Source organism: Lentzea sp. NPDC006480, assembly GCF_040611995.1.
Lineage (GTDB): Bacteria > Actinomycetota > Actinomycetes > Mycobacteriales > Pseudonocardiaceae > Lentzea.
In genome coordinates, this window is record NZ_JBEXPJ010000071.1 from 23457 (window position 1) to 40452 (window position 16996).

The 16996-nt window shown below is 68.9% G+C and carries 15 protein-coding genes; 5 read left to right on the plus strand and 10 right to left on the minus strand.

Going from position 1 to position 16996, the window contains the following annotated elements; genetic code table 11:
* Position 1: 1 nt before the first annotated feature.
* Positions 2-2635 (plus strand): BTAD domain-containing putative transcriptional regulator, encoded by a 2634-nt coding sequence (locus ABZX92_RS25690; protein WP_355564255.1) that lies wholly within the window; start codon positions 2-4, stop codon positions 2633-2635.
* Between the two features lie 235 nt (positions 2636-2870).
* Here ABZX92_RS25690 and smc read toward each other — a convergent pair whose 3' ends face one another.
* The 4 genes from smc to ABZX92_RS25710 are packed head-to-tail and all read right to left on the minus strand — an operon-like array spanning position 2871 to position 7996.
* On the minus strand, positions 2871-6533 hold the full coding sequence (smc, locus tag ABZX92_RS25695) for a chromosome segregation protein SMC (RefSeq protein WP_355564258.1): 3663 nt from the start codon (positions 6531-6533) through the stop codon (positions 2871-2873).
* A 60-nt stretch (positions 6534-6593) separates the two neighbouring features.
* Positions 6594-7187, minus strand: coding sequence for a zf-HC2 domain-containing protein (locus tag ABZX92_RS25700; RefSeq protein WP_355564260.1), 594 nt, complete (start codon positions 7185-7187; stop codon positions 6594-6596).
* Complete coding sequence (locus ABZX92_RS25705; protein WP_355564263.1) at positions 7184-7690, minus strand: sigma-70 family RNA polymerase sigma factor; 507 nt, start codon at positions 7688-7690, stop codon at positions 7184-7186. Before ABZX92_RS25705 ends, ABZX92_RS25700 begins: the two co-directional genes overlap by 4 nt.
* Before the next feature lie 33 nt (positions 7691-7723).
* The gene (locus ABZX92_RS25710) at positions 7724-7996 is read right to left on the minus strand and encodes an acylphosphatase (RefSeq protein ID WP_355564265.1); all 273 of its coding nucleotides are present in this window, start codon (positions 7994-7996) and stop codon (positions 7724-7726) included.
* 81 nt (positions 7997-8077) lie between these two features.
* Here ABZX92_RS25710 and ABZX92_RS25715 point away from each other — a divergent pair, with 81 nt between their 5' ends.
* The 3 genes from ABZX92_RS25715 (at position 8078) to ABZX92_RS25725 (ending at position 9915) form a co-directional block, all read left to right on the plus strand.
* Positions 8078-8803: a CAP domain-containing protein gene (locus ABZX92_RS25715; RefSeq protein ID WP_355564268.1), complete on the plus strand. Its 726-nt coding sequence runs from the start codon at positions 8078-8080 to the stop codon at positions 8801-8803.
* 12 nt (positions 8804-8815) lie between these two features.
* Complete coding sequence (locus tag ABZX92_RS25720) at positions 8816-9289, plus strand: hypothetical protein (RefSeq protein ID WP_355564271.1); 474 nt, start codon at positions 8816-8818, stop codon at positions 9287-9289.
* A 128-nt stretch (positions 9290-9417) separates the two neighbouring features.
* Positions 9418-9915: a hypothetical protein gene (locus ABZX92_RS25725; protein WP_355564274.1), complete on the plus strand. Its 498-nt coding sequence runs from the start codon at positions 9418-9420 to the stop codon at positions 9913-9915.
* Here ABZX92_RS25725 and ABZX92_RS25730 read toward each other — a convergent pair.
* Entirely contained in the window at positions 9912-10592 is a 681-nt protein-coding gene (locus ABZX92_RS25730) for a response regulator (RefSeq protein ID WP_355564276.1), read from the minus strand. The genes ABZX92_RS25725 and ABZX92_RS25730 overlap by 4 nt on opposite strands.
* The gene (locus ABZX92_RS25735) at positions 10589-13078 is read right to left on the minus strand and encodes a DUF4118 domain-containing protein (RefSeq protein ID WP_355564279.1); all 2490 of its coding nucleotides are present in this window, start codon (positions 13076-13078) and stop codon (positions 10589-10591) included. The genes ABZX92_RS25730 and ABZX92_RS25735 overlap by 4 nt, the downstream gene beginning before the upstream one ends.
* 330 nt (positions 13079-13408) lie before the next feature.
* Here ABZX92_RS25735 and ABZX92_RS25740 point away from each other — a divergent pair, with 330 nt between their 5' ends.
* A complete protein-coding gene (locus tag ABZX92_RS25740; RefSeq protein WP_355564281.1) occupies positions 13409-13849 on the plus strand; it encodes a MarR family transcriptional regulator in 441 nt (146 codons plus the stop codon).
* A 34-nt stretch (positions 13850-13883) separates the two neighbouring features.
* Here the strand turns inward: ABZX92_RS25740 and ABZX92_RS25745 are convergent, their stop codons facing one another.
* From ABZX92_RS25745 to mutM, 4 genes are all read right to left on the minus strand, one after another.
* Entirely contained in the window at positions 13884-14981 is a 1098-nt protein-coding gene (locus ABZX92_RS25745; protein ID WP_355564284.1) for a hypothetical protein, read from the minus strand.
* Positions 14978-15304, minus strand: a complete 327-nt coding sequence (locus tag ABZX92_RS25750; protein ID WP_355564287.1) for a PadR family transcriptional regulator — start codon at positions 15302-15304, stop codon at positions 14978-14980. The genes ABZX92_RS25745 and ABZX92_RS25750 overlap by 4 nt, the downstream gene beginning before the upstream one ends.
* Before the next feature lie 134 nt (positions 15305-15438).
* Positions 15439-16038: a PASTA domain-containing protein gene (locus ABZX92_RS25755; RefSeq protein ID WP_355564290.1), complete on the minus strand. Its 600-nt coding sequence runs from the start codon at positions 16036-16038 to the stop codon at positions 15439-15441.
* A gap of 7 nt (positions 16039-16045) precedes the next feature.
* Positions 16046-16960, minus strand: coding sequence for a bifunctional DNA-formamidopyrimidine glycosylase/DNA-(apurinic or apyrimidinic site) lyase (mutM, locus tag ABZX92_RS25760; protein WP_355564296.1), 915 nt, complete (start codon positions 16958-16960; stop codon positions 16046-16048).
* Between the last annotated feature and the right edge of the window lie 36 nt (positions 16961-16996).

The following is a 16996-nucleotide window of genomic DNA, read 5'->3' on the forward strand; positions in this document are numbered from 1 at the left end:
CATGACGCGCTTCCAGGTGCTCGGCGAAGTCCGGGTCGGCGGCCTGCCGCTGATCGTCAAGCACAAGGGCGCGCTCATCACGCTGTCGCTGCTGTTGTTGCACGCCAACGAGGTGGTGCGCACCGACACGTTGATCGACGACATCTGGGGTGAACAGGTGCCGCGCAAGCCCGTCGAGGGCCTGCGCAGTCATCTCTCGCGGTTGCGGGCCGCGCTACCGGACGATGTCGCGCTCACGCGCCGTGCCGGTGGATACGCGCTGGAGGTCGCGCCCGAGTCCGTCGACGTCCACCACTTCCGCCTGCTGGCCGCCGCCGGTCAGCACGCGGAGGCGCTCGCGTTGTGGCGAGGTGAGCCGTTCGCCGGGTTGCGGGCACCGGGGCTGGAGCGGGCGAGGACCGCGCTGCGCGGGGAACGGCTGGCGGTGGCGCTCGACCTGAACGACGCCCGGTTGCGGACGGGTGATCACGCACTCGTGCTGGCCTCGGCGCAGGAGCTCGCCGAGGAGCACCCGGCCGACGAACGCGTCGCGCGGCAGCTCATGCGGGCGCTGGCGGACGGCGGACGGCAGAACGACGCGCTGCGGACGTTCGAGATCCTGCGCACCAGGCTGGCCGACGAGCTCGGCACCGATCCCGACCAGGAGACCCGGCGGCTGCACCAGCAGCTGCTGACGGACTCCGGCAAGCCGCGTGAGCTCCCCGCCGCGCCGTGGTCGTTCAGCGCTCGCACCGCAGAGCTGGCGGCCTTGACGGACGCACTCACGTCCGACGGGCCGCGCCTGGTCGTGATCAGCGGCCCCGGCGGCGTCGGCAAGACCGCGCTCGCACTGCACTGGGCGCACCAGAACGCGGCGCTGTTCCCGGACGGCCAGCTGTACGTCGATCTCATGGGCTTCACCCCGGCAGGACACCCGGTGTCCCCCGCGGACGCGCTGCAGCGGCTGCTCAACCGCCTCGGCGCCACCACCGTGCCGGACACGCTCGACGCGCGGGCCGCGCTGTTCCGCAGCACCGTCGCGGACCAGCGGGTGTTGCTCGTGCTGGACAACGCCGCCGACGCCGCGCAGATCACACCGCTGCTGCCGGGCACGGCGGCCTGTGCGGTCCTGATCACCAGCCGGGACCACCTGCACAGCACGACCACCCGCGGCGCCCGGCTGGTACCACTGGCCACACTCACGTCCTCCGACGGAGAACGCCTGCTGGCCGACCGCATCGGCGCGAACCGGGTGGCCGCCGAACCGGACGCCGCCGCCGGTCTGATCGAGGCCTGCGCGGGACTGCCGCTCGCACTCGCCGTCGTGGCCGGACACGTCCAGGCCAGGCCGAAGTTCCCGCTGACAGCGTTCGCGGAGGAGCTGCGCGACGCGTCGACTCGCTTGCAGGCGCTGGACCTCGGCGCCCCCGAAACCTCGCTGACCGCGGTGCTGGCGTCGTCGCACCGGGCGCTCGACCCGGCGCACGCCCGCACGTTCGGGTTGCTGGCCGCCGTGCCGGGCGAGGATCTCAGCGTGTCGTTCGTTGCCGCGCTGACCGATCGATCCACTGTGGATGTCCGAACCGAACTCCGGGCGCTGGAACGGGTCTCGCTCGCCGAGGAACACGTGCCAGGCCGGTGGCGGATGCACGACCTGGTGCGTCTGTACGGCCAGGAGCACGCCGCGCCACCGGACCTCGCCGAGTCGTTGCACAGACTGGTGAACTTCGCGCTGCACTCCGCACACGCGGCCGATCACGTGCTCAACACGTTCCGCAGGCCGATCACGTTGCCACCGGCCGAGGTCGAGCCGCTGTCGTTCGCGGACACCACAGCCGCCTTGTTCTGGTTCGACGCCGAGCACCGCACGGTGTCCGCGTTGCAGGAGGTGGCGGACGACGAGGCGTGCTGGCGGCTGGCCTGGGTGCTGAACAGCTACTACTGGGCGAGGAGCCGGGCGCACGACGACGTGGCGGTCAACCGCGCGGGTGTCGAGGCGGCCGAACGGCTCGGCGACCAGGCGGTGCTCGCCATCGCCCATCTGATGCTCGGCCAGGCTTGGGAGAGCGTGGGCGAGTGCGAATCGGCCGAACATCATCTGGAGATCGCGGGCGTCCACGCCAAGGAGATCGGCGACGCCTGGCGGGCAAGCGCCGTCCACCGCACGCTCGGGAAGCTCGCACGCCGACGCGAGGACTACCGCGAGGCACTGGAACAGGCGCTCCTCACCCTCGACGTGGTTCGCACGCTGGACGACGAGGCCTGGGAGTCGGATGCCGTCACCGCCGTCGGCTGGGCCGCGGCGCTGTGCGGCGAGTTCGGCCTCGCCGAGGAGCACCTCCGCGTCGGACTCACCATGCAGATCGCGATCGGCGACACCGACGGTGAAGCGCACACCACCGACAGCCTCGGATACGTCCTGAACGCGACCGGACGACACGAAGAGTCCCTGCCGCTGTTCCACCGTTCGATCGAGCTGCTCCGCCGACTGGGCAACGAGCAGTACGAGGCGAGGACGCTGGATCACCTCGGCGACGCCCTGCACGCGCTCGGCCAGGCCGACGACGCACGTGAGTCCTGGCGCCGGGCCGAGGAGCTCCACCGGGCCACCGACCGCCCGGATCTGGCGGACGCGGTGCGCGCGAAGCTGACCTGACCTGGGGATACAAGGTTTTCACAAGGCCGGTCGGGCAGAGTTGTCCGTGCGCACCTGATGAGGTGAGGTTGAACTGGGGGATTTCACCCCGTCAGGCGCCGGGCTGCGTCTGCACGGTGATTCGGGGGACCTCCCTCCCCTAAGAGGAAGGTCACCGCGCACGGCGCAGCCCTAGGTAGAGGCCGCGGTCGGGGTTGGTCTTAGCCCCCCAGGCACCCACTCCGACCGCCCTCTGCTACGCCTCGACCGGCTCCGCCGCTTCCGGCACTTCTTCTGGCACTTCCGCCGCTTCAGCTGGTTCCGCGGGCACCGCCGCGGGTTTGGCCGGCTCGTCACCACGGGTGCGCAGCCGCTGCGAGATCACCTGCGAGATGCCGTCACCGCGCATCGAGACGCCGTACAGCGCGTCCGCGATCTCCATGGTCGGCTTCTGGTGCGTGATGATCAGCAGCTGCGATCGTTCCCGCAGCTGCTCGAACAGGCCGATCAGCCGGTGCAGGTTCGTGTCGTCCAGCGCCGCCTCGACCTCGTCCATCACGTAGAACGGTGAGGGGCGGGCGCGGAAGATCGCGACCAGCATCGCGACCGCGGCCAGCGACTTCTCGCCACCGGACAGCAGCGACAGGCGCTTGACCTTCTTGCCGGGCGGGCGGGCCTCCAGCTCGATGCCGGTGGTCAGCATGTCGCCGGGCTCGGTCAGCACCAGCCGGCCGTCGCCACCGGGGAACAGGACCTTGAAGACGATCTCGAACTCGCGCGCCACGTCCTCGTAGGCCGACGTGAAGACCTCCAGGATCTTGTCGTCGACCTCCTTCACGACCGTGAGCAGGTCGCGGCGGGTGTCCTTGATGTCCTCCAGCTGCGTGGAGAGGAACTTGTAGCGCTCCTCCAGCGCCGCGAACTCCTCCAGCGCCAACGGGTTCACCTTGCCCAGCAACGACAGGTCGCGCTCGGCCCGCTTGGCGCGGCGCGCCTGGGTGTCGCGGTCGTAGGGCATCGGCTGCGGCTCGGAGACCTGCTCGCCGCGTTCCTTGGCGGCCTGGTACTCGGCCATCTCGGCGGCCGACGCGGGCACCATGACGTCGGGGCCGTACTCGTTGACCAGGTCTTCCAGGCCGATGCCGAAGTCCTCGGCGATCTTGGTTTCCAGCTGCTCGATGCGCATGCGCTGCTCGGCCCTGAGGACCTCGTCGCGGTGCACGGCGTCGACGAGCTTCTCCAGCTCGCCGGACATCTCGCGCACCAGGTTGCGCACCTGGGTCAGCAGGAGTTCGTGCTGCTGACGGCGTTCCTGAGCCTGGTCGCGCTCGCGAGCCGCGCGGTTCAGCGAGATCTCGATGCGCTCCAACGCCTGCTCGCCGCCGCGGACGACGGCCTTCGCGACCTGGGCACCGCGCGCACGGTGCTGCGTCGCGCGGGCGTGACGTTCGCGGGCTTCACGCTCGGCGCGCGCGGCACGACGCAGTCCGTCTGCCTTGCCCTGCAGCGCACGTGCGCGCTCTTCGGCCGTGCGCTGCACCAGCCGTGCGTCCATTTCAGCCTGACGTGCCTGGGCGAGCTCCGCGGCCAGCTGGTCGCGCTGCTCGGTGTCCGGCTCGTCGTCGAGGGTCTGCTCCTCCTCGGCCATCAGCAGCCGCTCTTCGAGCTCGCCCAGCTTCAGCAGGGCTTCCTCGCGGGACCGCTCGACCTTGGCGCGCTGCTCGGTGATGCGGCTGACCTCGGCCTCGGCGGACCGCACCGCGGCGACCATCCGGTTCAGCCGCTCGCCGGAGCGGGCCTGGCGAACCTTGGCCTCCTGCATGGCTTCCTTGACCGTGTCGAGCACCTTGCGGCGGGCCTGCTGCTCGGCGCGGGCACCCTCCAACGCCGCGGAAGCGTGCTCCAGCGCCCGTTCCGCGGTGGCCAGGGCTTCCTGTGCCTCGTCGACGGCCGCCTGGATCTCGATCACGCTCTGGCCCTGGGCACCCGAGCCGCCGATCGCCCAGTCCGTGCCGAACAGGTCGCCATCACGGGTCACCGCGCGGCCGTTGAACCTCGCCGCGGAGTCCAGATCCTCAACCACCGCAAGGCGGTCCAAAGCGCGGGCCAGTGCCGGACGCAACGCCTCGGGGGCGTGCACCACGTCGATCGCCCACCGCGCGCCAGGAGGCAGATAGCCCCACTGCGAAGTGTCCACAGCGGATCCGTGCGAGCCGATGAGGACACCAGCGCGGCCGGCGTCCTTCTCCTTCAACAGCTTCAGCGCCTGCAACGCGCCGTCGCCGGAGGAAACCGCTACCGCGTCGGCGATCGGGCCGAGTGCGGCCGCCAGCGCGACCTCGAAACCGGGCTCGACGGTCAGCAGCGCGGCGACGGAACCCAGCAGCCCCGGCACGTCCGACGCGAGCAGCGCGCCCGCACCGTCCTTGCGGGTCAAGCCCAACGACAGGGCGTCGACGCGGGCACGCCACGACGCGATGTCGCGCTCGGCGGTGCGTTCGGCCTTCACCAGCTCCTCGACGCGCTGCCGGGCCGCGTCGTTGGACTGCACGGCGTGCCGGTGGCGCTCGTCGAGCCCGCTGTCGCCCTCGTCCTCGTAGCCCGTGACCGCCTGCGCCTCGGCCAGCTCGATCGACGCGAACTCGACGCGTTCGGTGGCCTCGACGACCGTGACGGAGAGGCGTTCGATCTCCTCGGCGGTCGCGTTCGTCTTGCTGCGCAACGCTTCCACCTGACCGGAGAGCCTGGCGAGGCCCTCACGGCGGTCGGCGATCGCGCGGACGGCGGCGATGTGCGCCTTCTCCGCCTGCGACACCATGCGCTCCAGCTCGGCCCGCGTCTCCACGGCCTCCGCCAGCGCGATCCTGGCCTCGGTCACGCCTTCCTGGAGCTCCAGCTCCATCTCCGCGGTCTCCTCGGCCTCGCGGTCGAGGTCGTCCGGATCACGGCCGCGCGAAGGCGCGTCCAGCTCGGCGGACAGGTGCCGCGCACGTTCCGCGGCAAGGCGAACCGTGCCGCGGAGGCGTTCCTCCAAAGCGGACAGCCGGTACCAGGTGTCCTGCGCGGCCTGCAGCTTCGGCGAGTCGGCGGCGACCCGTTCCTCCAGCTCGTTCTGCTGGTACTGCGCCGCCTGCAACGACTTCTCGACCTCGGCGCGGCGCTCGCGGGCCTTCGCCTCGTCGTGTTCCTCCTGCGCGATGGCCTCTCGCTGGGTGACGAGATCATCGGCGAGCAAGCGGAGTTTGCTGTCCCGCAGCTCGGACTGCACGACCTGGGCGCGGCGAGCGATCTCGGCCTGCTTGCCCAGCGGCTTGAGCTGGCGGCGAAGTTCGGTGGTGAGGTCGGTGAGGCGAGTGAGGTTCGCCTGCATCGCCTCCAGCTTGCGCAGCGCCTTTTCCTTGCGCTTGCGGTGCTTCAGGACGCCGGCGGCCTCTTCGATGAAGGCGCGGCGTTCCTCCGGCTTGGACTCCAGGATCGCGGCGAGCTGACCCTGACCGACGATCACGTGCATCTCGCGGCCGATGCCGGAGTCCGACAGCAGCTCCTGAATGTCCATGAGGCGGCAGGAGTTGCCGTTGATCTCGTACTCGGTGGCGCCCTCGCGGAACATCCGGCGGGTGATCGACACCTCGGTGTACTCGATCGGCAGCATGCCGTCGGAGTTGTCGATCGTCAGCGTCACCTCGGCGCGACCGAGCGGCGCGCGGCCGGACGTGCCGGCGAAGATGACGTCCTCCATCTTGCCGCCGCGCAGGTCCTTGGCACCCTGCGTGCCCATGACCCAGCGCAGCGCGTCGAGCACGTTGGACTTGCCGGACCCGTTGGGGCCGACCACACAGGTGATGCCGGGCTCGAAGCGCAGCGTGGTAGCCGAGGCGAAGGACTTGAAGCCCTTCAGCGTCAGGCTCTTGAGATGCACGCGGGGCAGAGTACCCAAACGCTTGCGAGAGATGCGTTAGGCGGGCCGTGACCTGCGCGTCTATGGACGGAGAGTAACCAGGATTCCTGATTCGTCTGACACTTCCAGGTGATCTATTTGATCTACCCGGAATGACGTGGAACCCGGAATCTCCTCGTCATAGCCATGATCGGAACCCCACCAGCCGCCGATCTCCCGCTGACCGCCGGTGCTGAACACCACGACCTTGCAGCGCGCACCCGGCTTCACGTTGGCGAGCTTGAACCGCATCTCGGTGCCCCAGGACCTGGTGACCATGGCGACGCTGGCCTCGATCCCGGTCTCCTGATCCTGCGCGGCCCACGTCGGCGCGGGTGGGGCCTTCAGGAAGAAGATCCCGCCGGCCAGCGCGAGCACCACCAGAACGGCAGCGCACGCGATCAACACCCGGTGCCGGTGACGGTTGGGCTCGGGCGGGCACTCGGGAATGTCGTCGAGGTTCTCGACGTCCTCCAGGCTCAGCCGCCCGAGCAGGCCCGGCAGCGGGGCCAGCCGCAGCATCTCGGCCTGGCAGGCGTCGCAGCCGGTCAGGTGGCGTTCGAACGCGGACCGCTCCTTGAGGTCGAGCGACCCGAAGAGGTAGGCGCCGACGTCGACGGTGTGCTGGCAGCTCACGCCTCGGTCACCCCTCTTTCCTCCAGCGCGTCGCGCAGCGCCCGCAGTGCGTAGAAGCAGCGCGACTTGACCGTGCCCGGCGGGATGCCGAGCGTCTTGGCGGCCTCCGCGACGGTGCGGCGGCGGTAGTACAGCTCGATGACGACCGTCCGGTGCTCTGGCGTGAGCGCCCGCAGCGCCGACGCGATCTGCCACGTCTGCAGCACGTGCTCGACCTGGTCGCTGACCGGCGGGAGATCCACCGGTTCGAGCGGCACCTCGGTCGCACGTGCGTTGCGGCGGCGGTATCCGGAGATCACCAGGTTCTTCGCGACCGTGTAGAGCCACGGTGCCGCGTCGTCCGGTTTCAGCTCGTCGTAGTGCCGCCACGCGCGGAGCAAGGTCTCCTGCACCACGTCCTCCGCCTGCTGGAAGTCGCCGTCGACCAGCTTCAGCACGTAGTGCAGCAGCGGGCCTCTCCAGCGGTCGTAGAGCTGGATGAGGACGTCTTCGGCGGAGTCCACGCTCCCTTACTACGCCACCTCTTTCGGAAAGGTTCAGCGTTCGATGAACCCGGTCAGGTCGCCTCTCGCGTCGGTCCACTGCTCACCGACAGATTCGACGTGCCCAGGGGTTTCACCCGAACGGAGAGCCTTCAGCAGTTGTTCACACTTCTCGCGCGGACCCTCGGCCACCACCTCGACCCGGCCGTCCGGCCTGTTCGAAGCGCTGCCCACCAGGCCGAGTTCTAGCGCCCTGGCTCGCGTCCACCAGCGAAAACCGACTCCCTGAACCCGTCCACGCACCCACGCGTTTAGTCGCACGTCCACCTCCGAATGGTTGCGTAGTCACCCAAGGTGACCGAAGACGCACTCTTGGCTTATCACCCATTAGTGGTACGGTGCCGACCCGTGAGTGCCCGCAGCCTCTTACTCGGCCTGCTGATCGGTGCAACCGGCGTCGGCGGTCTCGCCGTCACCGGCACCTCCCCTCTCGGCATCAGCTTCATCACCGCCGCGCAGCAGGAGAGCACCGACACGGCGAACCAGTTCGGCACAGGCAACGCGGCTGCACCCAACAGACAGACGCCCACCGGCGACACCGGTGTCGGCAGCCCCACGGCTTCGTCGTCTTCTTCCGCTCCCACCACCTCGTCGACGACGGCGACACCTTCTTCCTCTTCTTCTTCGTCAGCGGCTCCCGCCACCACGACGACGCCCCCCGAAGCGCCGAAGCCGCCCGCCCAGCCGACGCAGCCCGGCAACAAGACCCCGGAGCAGGCCGTCCTGGAGCTCGTGAACGACCAGCGCGCCGCGAAGGGCTGCAAGGCCCTCGTGATCGACGACCGCATCACGACCGCCGCGCAGGGTCACAGCACGGACATGGCCAACAAGGGCTACTTCGACCACGTGTCACAGCCCGAGAAGACGACGTTCGCCCAGCGGATGAAGAACGCGGGCTACCCGAAGCCCGGCGGCGAGAACATCGCGATGGGCTACGCCACCCCCGCCGCGGTCATGGACGGCTGGATGAAGTCGACCGGCCACCGCGAGAACATCCTGAACTGCGACTTCACCGCCATGGGCGTCGGCCTCGACACCCGCGGCAACTACTGGACCCAGAACTTCGGCTACTGACGGGGAAACTTCGTGTACGAGAGCCCGGAACCGGACTCGCGCTCGCGCTTTCGCGGTGCACCGCAGATCATTCTCGCCGCGTCGGGCGTCGTGCTGGCGACGGTGTTCGCCGCCGTGGCCTCGTTCGCGGCGGGCTCGGACACCGCTTCGGAGTCTCCTGCGCCTCAGCAGCAACAGCAGAAGAAGGAGGCCGTGCGCGACGCGCTGAGCATCGTGCCGACGTCCTCGCCCACCTCGTCGGTCGAACTGACGTCGTCGTCTTCTTCGGAGACCACGACGTCGACCACCACGCCCCCGAGGAAGCCGCGCGTCACCACCATCACGCGTCCTGACGGCACCACCACCACGGTCACAACCGATGACCCGCCGAAGGACACCACGACGACGACCACGCCGCCAAAGGACACCACGACCACCACGCCGCCGAAGGACACCACGACCACCACCCCACCGGTGGACCCGTCCACAACGACGCCACCGGCATAGGGTTACGCCCGTCACCGCTCAGTGACGCAGAGCTACACGAAGGTGTGGCGTGACTGAGGCTTTGGTGCGTTTCCGCCGATAACTCGAACGCAAGTCCATCCGACCGGGTTTCCCACGAGGAGATGGGTGTGTTCGAGGAAGATCATTCGCAGTCACCGGCCGATCCCGCGCCGCCGAAGAAGCGCACGGGCACGGCCGTCATGCTGGCTGCGGGCGGAGTGGTGGTGGCGACCCTGTTCGCGACGGTCGCGTCGATGCTCGCGGCGTCCGGCCACGAGGCCACCCCGGAGCGCACGTCCGCGGACGTCGTGCAGACCATCACGACCGTCGCCCCGGACGGCAGCACCAGCACCGTCGTCGTCACGGTGTCCTCCAGCGCGCCGTCGTCCGCCAAGCCGGACCGCAGGCAGGCCGCACGTCCTCAGGAGCAGCCCAAGCCGGGCGCCCCGGACCAGCAGCCGCAGGTGACGACGAACCCGGCCGAGCCGACCGAGACGCACAGCAACCCGCCCACCTCGTGGACCGAGCCGCCGGCGTCGTCCTCTTCTTCTTCGACGTCGACCACGACGACCACGCCGCCGACGTCCTCGTCGTCGACCACGACCGCGCCGCCCCAGAAGCCCTAAGGCTCGAACCGGTACCCCATGCCGGGTTCGGTCAGCAGGTGCCGCGGCCGGGCCGGTTCCGGCTCCAGCTTCCGCCGCAGCTGCGCGAGGTACACCCGCAGGTAGTGCGTCTCCTTCTCGTACGCGGGACCCCAGACGTCGCGCAGCAGCTGCTTCTGCGCGACGAGCTTCCCGGCGTTGCGCGCCAGCACCTCCAGCAGGCCCCACTCGGTGGGCGTGAGGTGCACCTCGACGTCGCCCTTCAAGACCCGCTTCGCCGCGAGGTCGACGGTGAACGAGGCGGTCTTCACGATCGGCTCGTCCTCGGGACCGGTGACGGCGGAGCGGCGGACGGCGGAGCGCAGGCGGGCCAGCAGCTCGTCCATGCCGAACGGTTTCGTCACGTAGTCGTCAGCGCCGGCATCCAGGGCGTCGACCTTGTCGGCCGAGTCGGTGCGGGCGGAGAGGACGATGATCGGCAGCGTGGTCCAGCCGCGCAGGCCCGCGATCACGTCCGTGCCGTCCATGTCGGGCAGGCCCAGGTCGAGGACCACGACATCGGGCTTGCCATCGGCGGCCAGACGCAGGGCCGTCGCGCCGTCGTGGGCCGTGAGCACCTCGTAGCCACGGGCCGAGAGATTGATCCGCAGCGCGCGCACGATCTGCGGTTCGTCGTCGACCACCAGGACTTTCGTCACGAGACCCTCTCCTCGACCGGCAGCGAGATCACCACGGTGAGGCCACCGCCGGGCGTGTCCTCCATGTTGATCGTGCCGTCCATCGCCTCGGTGAACCCCTTCGCCACGCTCAGACCGAGACCAACGCCACCCGGCGTGCGGTCGCCGAGGCGCTGGAACGGGGCGAACACCTGGTCCGCGGTGTCCCTGGGCAGGCCGCGACCGTGGTCGACGACCCGCAGTTCGACCTCGGAGCCGTGCGCGGACGCCCGCAGCGCCACCGCACCGGCGTAACGCAGCGCGTTGCCGACGACGTTCGCGATCACTCGTTCGAGCAGGCCGACGTCCGCGCGCACTGGCGGGAGCGACTCCGGGACGTCGACCTCGATGTCCCCGCTCAGACCGCTCAACGCCCGCGCCACCGCCTCGTAGTAACCGACGGCGCGCAACTGCGGCTCCACCGCACCCGTGGCGAGGCGGGACGAGTCGAGCAGGTTGTCGACCAGGCCGGTGAGCCGGTCCGCGGACTCCTCGACTGCCTCCAGCAGCTCGGCCGTGTCCTCGTCAGACAGCTTGAGCTCCGGGTCGCGCAAAGAGCCGACGGACGCCTTGATCGAGGTCAGCGGCGTGCGGAGGTCGTGGCCGACCGCGCTGAGCAACGCGGTGCGCAGTTCGGTGCGCGAAGCCTGCCGCTGGGTTTCCAGAGCCTGCTCGGCCATCCGCTGCTGCCTCAGCGCGAGCAACGCCTGCCCGGCAGCTGCCTCCAGGACCCGCCGGTCGGACGCGGGCAGCGAGCGGCCGCGCAACGCCAGATGAACGTCCGGAGTCACCGCGATGTCAACGTCCGCCTCGTCGGGTTCGTCGCACGGACTCGCGCCGACGCACGCCACGCGTTCCCACTCGCCGTCGACGCGTTCCAGCAGCGCGACGGACTGCAGTCCGAAGTTCTCCTTCACCTTCTCCAGCAGCCGTGCGAGCGGAAACGGACTCGTCAACACGGTGCGCGCGTACGACGCGAGGAGTGTCGCCTCGGTGCGTGCGCGCGCTGCTTGCGTGGCACGACGAGCGGCGTAGTCCACCACCAACGCGGTGCTGACGCCCACGATGATCATCGCGAAGAAGGTGAGCACGTTCTGCTGCGCGTCGATCGTGAACGTGTAGAAGGGCTCGGTGAAGAAGAAGTTCAGCAGCAACGCGTTGAGCAGTGCCGCGGTGATCGCCGGGCCGAGTCCGCCGACTATCGCGACCACGAGCGTGACCAGCAGGTACGCGATGACGTTCGTGGAGAAGTTCAGGCTCCCCCGCATCGACGCGCCGGCAGCCGTGACCAGCGCGGGACCGACGACCGCGAGGAACCAGCCCAACGCGAGCCTGCTCGGCTTGAGCGGGCTGCTCGCGAACCGGCCGCGCCAGCCGCTCGTCGTGGCCGGGTGCGTGACCATGTGGACGTCGATCGCGCCGGACTCTTGTACGACCGTGGCCCCGATACCCGCCGAGAACGCGCGCGCGAACCGCGAACGGCGTGATGTGCCGACCACGAGCTGAGTGGCGTTCACCCCGCGCGAGAACTCCAGCAGCGCCGTCGGCACGTCATCACCAACAACGGTGTGGAACGTCGCGCCGAGGTCTTCGGTGAGCTTGCGGTACTTCTGCAGCGAGTGCGGATCAGCCCCGGCGAGGCCATCACCGCGTAGGACGTGCACGACCAGAAGATCGCCACCCGCGCGCGTGGCGATGCGGCGCGCGCGTCGGATGAGCGTCTCGCTCTCCTTACCGCCGGTGATGGAGACGACGACACGTTCGCGCGTCTCCCACGTGTCGGTGATCTGCTGTTCGGCCCGGTAGCGCAGCAACGCGACGTCGACCTGGTCCGCGACCCAGAGCAGCGCGAGTTCGCGGAGCGCGGTGAGGTTGCCGACGCGGAAGTAGTTGCCGAGGGCCGCGTCGATCTTGTTCGCCGCGTAGACGTCACCATGGGCGAGCCTGCGGCGCAGCGCCTCGGGCGTGAGGTCGACGAGCTGCATCTGGTCGGCTTTCCTGACAACTTCGTCAGGTACGGTTTCCTGCTGCGGCACGCCCGTTATGCGTTGAACGACGTCGTTGAGCGATTCCAGGTGCTGAACGTTGACCGTCGAGAGCACGTCAATCCCGGCTTCGAGGAGTTCCTCGACGTCTTGCCACCTTTTTGCATTACGAGAGCCGGGCACGTTCGTGTGCGCGAGTTCGTCGACGACCGCGACCTCGGGCGCGCGGGCCAGCACGGCGTCGACGTCCATCTCGGTCAGTTCGACACCTCGGTGCGTCCAGTGCCTGCGCTCGACGATTTCCAGGCCTTCGACCAGTTCAGCGGTCTTGGCCCGGCCGTGGGTCTCCACAAATCCGATGACCACATCTGTGCCGCGTTCCCGCCTGCGGTGAGCCTCGCCCAGCATGGAGAACGTCTTGCCGACACCGGGAGCAGCTCCGAGGAAGATGCGGAGCTCACCACGCCTGGGTTTCGCACTCACCTGACCAGTCTGCCCCTGGCCCCGCGTGGGCTGTTCGGGGGTACGTGCTGCGCCACCCGGCCAGGCAAGTGCTCCTTCCCACATCTTTGTCCCGAGATCTGACCGGCTGAATCATCCTTCAGCACGGCCCCCGTTCGAGTGAGCCTCACTGCGCTTTTTACGCCGTTTACCAGGACATTTAACTGTGCCGGACGCGCGCCGTGACAGGTCCGGTCACCACAACGGCCGAATGGGTTATCGGCAGTTGGCGGATAGCGCGCGGAGCGTGAATGAGAGAAAGTGCCAGGGTTCGTGTCCTAATCAGGACAATCACATGCGCGCGGAGAAACGATGCCCACCACCGTCACCAACCACGAAGCACTTCAACTCGTGGTGGCCGTGCACCGGCTGGTGCGAAGTCTTCGACAGGCCGCTCCGGCCCGTCGTTTGCAACCCACCCAGTTATTGGTGCTGTCAGAACTGAGCACCCACGGCGCGATGCGGATCGGCGAGATCGCGGTGCGCGCGCTGTGTTCGCAGCCGACCGCGACAACCGTCGTGACCAGCCTGGAGTCCACCGGCCTGGTGCGCAGAGAGCCCGACGCGGCCGACGGCAGAGCCACGATTGTCGTGCTCACCGAGGTCGGTCGCGAGACGATCCTGTCGCTCGCTCACGGCGAGGCCGAACTATTGAGTGAAAGAATGTCCGAACTTTCGCCGGAAGACCGAGACCTCCTGCGCGGGGCCATGCCGATATTGCGCCACCTGGCCGAGCCGCAGGAAAACAAGTAGGAGCGGGACCCCCCGACGGGTCCCGCTCCCGGCATTACTTGCTGGGTGACACAGAAGTAGGTGGCACCGAGCTGGAAGGTGTGCTTCCAGAACTCGACGGCGATGTCCTCGGCGTCGATGACGGAGCGGACATGCTCGGTGTCACCGTGTAACAGGTGCCGTTTTCGTAGTCGATCTTCGGCCGCGGATACCTGTTAGCCGGAATCATCGGTTGCGGGTCACTCCCACCACAGCCGTAGTACTGACGCTGCGCGTTGATGGGATTGCCGTCCTGGTCGTACAACAGCACGTTGTTGAGCAACTTGCCGTTCTCGTCGTACGCGTAGATGTTCTCGTACGTCTCCGTCATCGGCGCCGGGTACGACTGGTTCCGCGAGCTGTAGGCGAGGTTGTTCGCCGTCACGTCGATGACCTGGAACAGCAACCCGACCGCCAGCGCGGACGCCGGCAGGCTGAACCACAGCCACCGCCGGTCGACCTTGGCGCGCGGGCCCGCGAACACCGAGATGATCGCGATCGCGGCGACGACCAGGAACCCGAGGATGTCGCGGCCGGCGAGCAGCACGGCCCCGAGCCCGAGCAGGCCTGCCCGCACCAGCCACCACGCGGGCTGCAACGACTTCAGGTAGGTCAGCGCCCGCTCGGCGGGCGTGCCCTCCTCCGGCGTCAGCCACTGCTGGATCCGGCGCGTCTCCGGCAGGTTCATGATCTCCTGCTGGGTCGCCCCGCGGTCGTGCACCAACGCGAGGCTCAGCACCAGCAGCACTCCGGGCACCAGCAGGATCGCCGGCTCCCTCAGTGCGGCGGCCCCCGCGAGCAACGTGACGCCCGTGGCGATCGCCAGCCCCCACGCCGCCGCCCGCGGCCGCGTGATCAGCTTGCCCTTGGTCGTGACCGGCAACCGCTCGGTCCGCGGCGGATACCCGGCGGCCTGCCGCAGTTCCTGCGCGTACTGCTCGGGCGACCCGAGCCGCTGCTCCAGCGTCTCGTTCTCGCCGAGCTCGGTCGACAGCTCAGCGACGTGCGCGCTGACGTCCTCCATGATCTCGGCGACCTCGCCGGGCGGCAGGTCGTCGAGGGCCGCACGCATCCCGGCCAGGTAGTACTCGACCCCGAGTGCCTGCGTGTTCATGCTGCGACCTCCTCGAGCAGGCCGTCCAGCGTGCTGGCGAACGACCTCCACGTCTCCCTCGACTCAGCCAGGCGCACCCGCCCGGTCTCGTTGATGCTGTAGTACTTGCGGTGCGGCCCCTCTTCGCTCGGCACCACGTACGAGGTCAGCATCCCCGCGTTGTAGAGCCGCCGCAGCGTCCCGTACACCGACGCGTCCCCGACTTCGTTCAGTCCCCCGGCGCGCAGTCTGCGCACCACGTCGTACCCGTACCCGTCGTCCTTGCGCAGAACCGCAAGAACGGCCATGTCCAGCACTCCCTTGAGCAGCTGACTGGTGTCCATCGCCCCTCCGACCCGCTCTTCCGCGCTGAACACTACTACGCACTGCGCAGTACTGTCTAACGCGTTACTGCTTCGAGATGACAGGGCCGGCGAAAGGGGTCGATCACAGGACGTGCGGGCTTGAGCGCGGGTTGTCAGCTCTGGCAGCCGGAGGCGCCGGTGGGCTCGCCGAACTTCACGGCACCCAGCGTGATCTTGGTCTTCGGATCCGGCGTGCTGCCCGCAGGCGCCGACTGGCTCACCACGACCCAGTTCCGGTCGACGAGCTGCTGCCGGCCCTGACCGGTCGCGTCCTCGGATCCGAGGAGGTAGAAGCCCGCGGCCTGCAACGTGTCCTGCGCCTTCTGCAGATCCAGGCACACGACGTTCGGCACGGTGCCCTTGGCGGCCGGTTCCTGGCTGGTCGAGGGATCAGTCGGTTTGCGCAGCTTCAGCACGACCCGCGAGCCGTTGGGCGCCTCGGCGTCGGCCTCGGGCGACTGCGCGACGACCACCCAGTTCGACGGTTCCAGGACCGGCCTGTTCTGCCCGGTCGCGTCTTCCTCGGTCACGCGGTAGCCGTGGACGAGCAGCACGTCGCGCGCCTCGCTGAGCCGCAGGCCGGACACCTTCGGCATCTTGGAGGCAGGCTGGTCGGACGAGACAGCAGGCTCGTTGACGGGGCCGCGGCCAGGAGGCTCAGCACCGGTGCAGCCCGCGAGGGCGAGCAGCAGGACGGCGATGAGGATCTTCATCCGGCGCTCAGAACCTCGGGCGGGGCTGGCAGCGCGGGCACGAGTAGGAGGAGCGGTTCATGAACGGCTCTCGCACGATCACCGCGCCGCACCGCTTGCACGGACGGTTCTCCTGGCCGTAGGCACTGAGTGAGCGGTCGAAGTACCCGGACTGGCCGTTGACGTTGACGTACAGCGCGTCGAACGACGTGCCACCCTGCCCGAGCGCCTCACGCATCACGTCGGTGGCGTGATCCAGCAGCTCAGCGGCCTTCGGCTTGGTCAGCTTGTCCGTCATCCGGGTGCCGTGCAGCTTGGCCCGCCACAGCGCCTCGTCGGCATAGATGTTGCCGATGCCGGACACGAGGGTCTGGTCGAGCAGGGCACGTTTGATCTCGGTGTGACGCAGGCGCAACGCGCGCACGGCAGCATCACGGGAAAAAAGAGGGTCCATCGGGTCGCGGGCGATGTGCGCGACCGAGTCGGGGACCAGGGTGCCGTCGACCTCGACGAGTTCGGCGAGCGCGAGACCGCCGAAGGTTCTTTGGTCGACGAAGCGCAGCTCCGGGCCGCCATCGGCGAACCGGAACCGCACTCGAAGATGTTTCTCGTCCGGAGCCTCAGCGGGCTGGACGAGCATTTGGCCGCTCATGCCCAGGTGGGCCAGCATGGCGGCTTTGTCGGCCAGTTCGACCCAGAGGTACTTGCCGCGGCGCTTGGCGGCAACCATCGGTTGCGAGACCAAGCGCGCGCAGAAGTCCGCGGAGCCCAGGTCGTGCCGGCGGATGGCACGTGGGTGCAGCACCTCTACCGAGGAGATGACCCGGCCGGCGACATGAGCTTCAAGGCCGAGGCGAACCACCTCGACCTCTGGGAGTTCGGGCGCGTCACCCAGCGCGGTGATCGGGCCGCCGTCCTGCCACAGGTCCTCGCAGATCACCATGCCGACCTCGACACCGTTGATCCGCAGGATGTCCAA

Coding starts and splice junctions, on each gene's coding strand:
- ABZX92_RS25690 (WP_355564255.1), top strand. CDS start 2: ATGACGCGCTTCCAGGTGCTCGGCGAAGTCCGGGTCGGCGGCCTGCCG.
- ABZX92_RS25740 (WP_355564281.1), top strand. CDS start 13,409: ATGCCCACCACCGTCACCAACCACGAAGCACTTCAACTCGTGGTGGCC.
- ABZX92_RS25745 (WP_355564284.1), bottom strand. CDS start 14,981: ATGAACACGCAGGCACTCGGGGTCGAGTACTACCTGGCCGGGATGCGT.
- ABZX92_RS25750 (WP_355564287.1), bottom strand. CDS start 15,304: ATGGACACCAGTCAGCTGCTCAAGGGAGTGCTGGACATGGCCGTTCTT.
- ABZX92_RS25755 (WP_355564290.1), bottom strand. CDS start 16,038: ATGAAGATCCTCATCGCCGTCCTGCTGCTCGCCCTCGCGGGCTGCACC.
- mutM (WP_355564296.1), bottom strand. CDS start 16,960: ATGGTGATCTGCGAGGACCTGTGGCAGGACGGCGGCCCGATCACCGCG.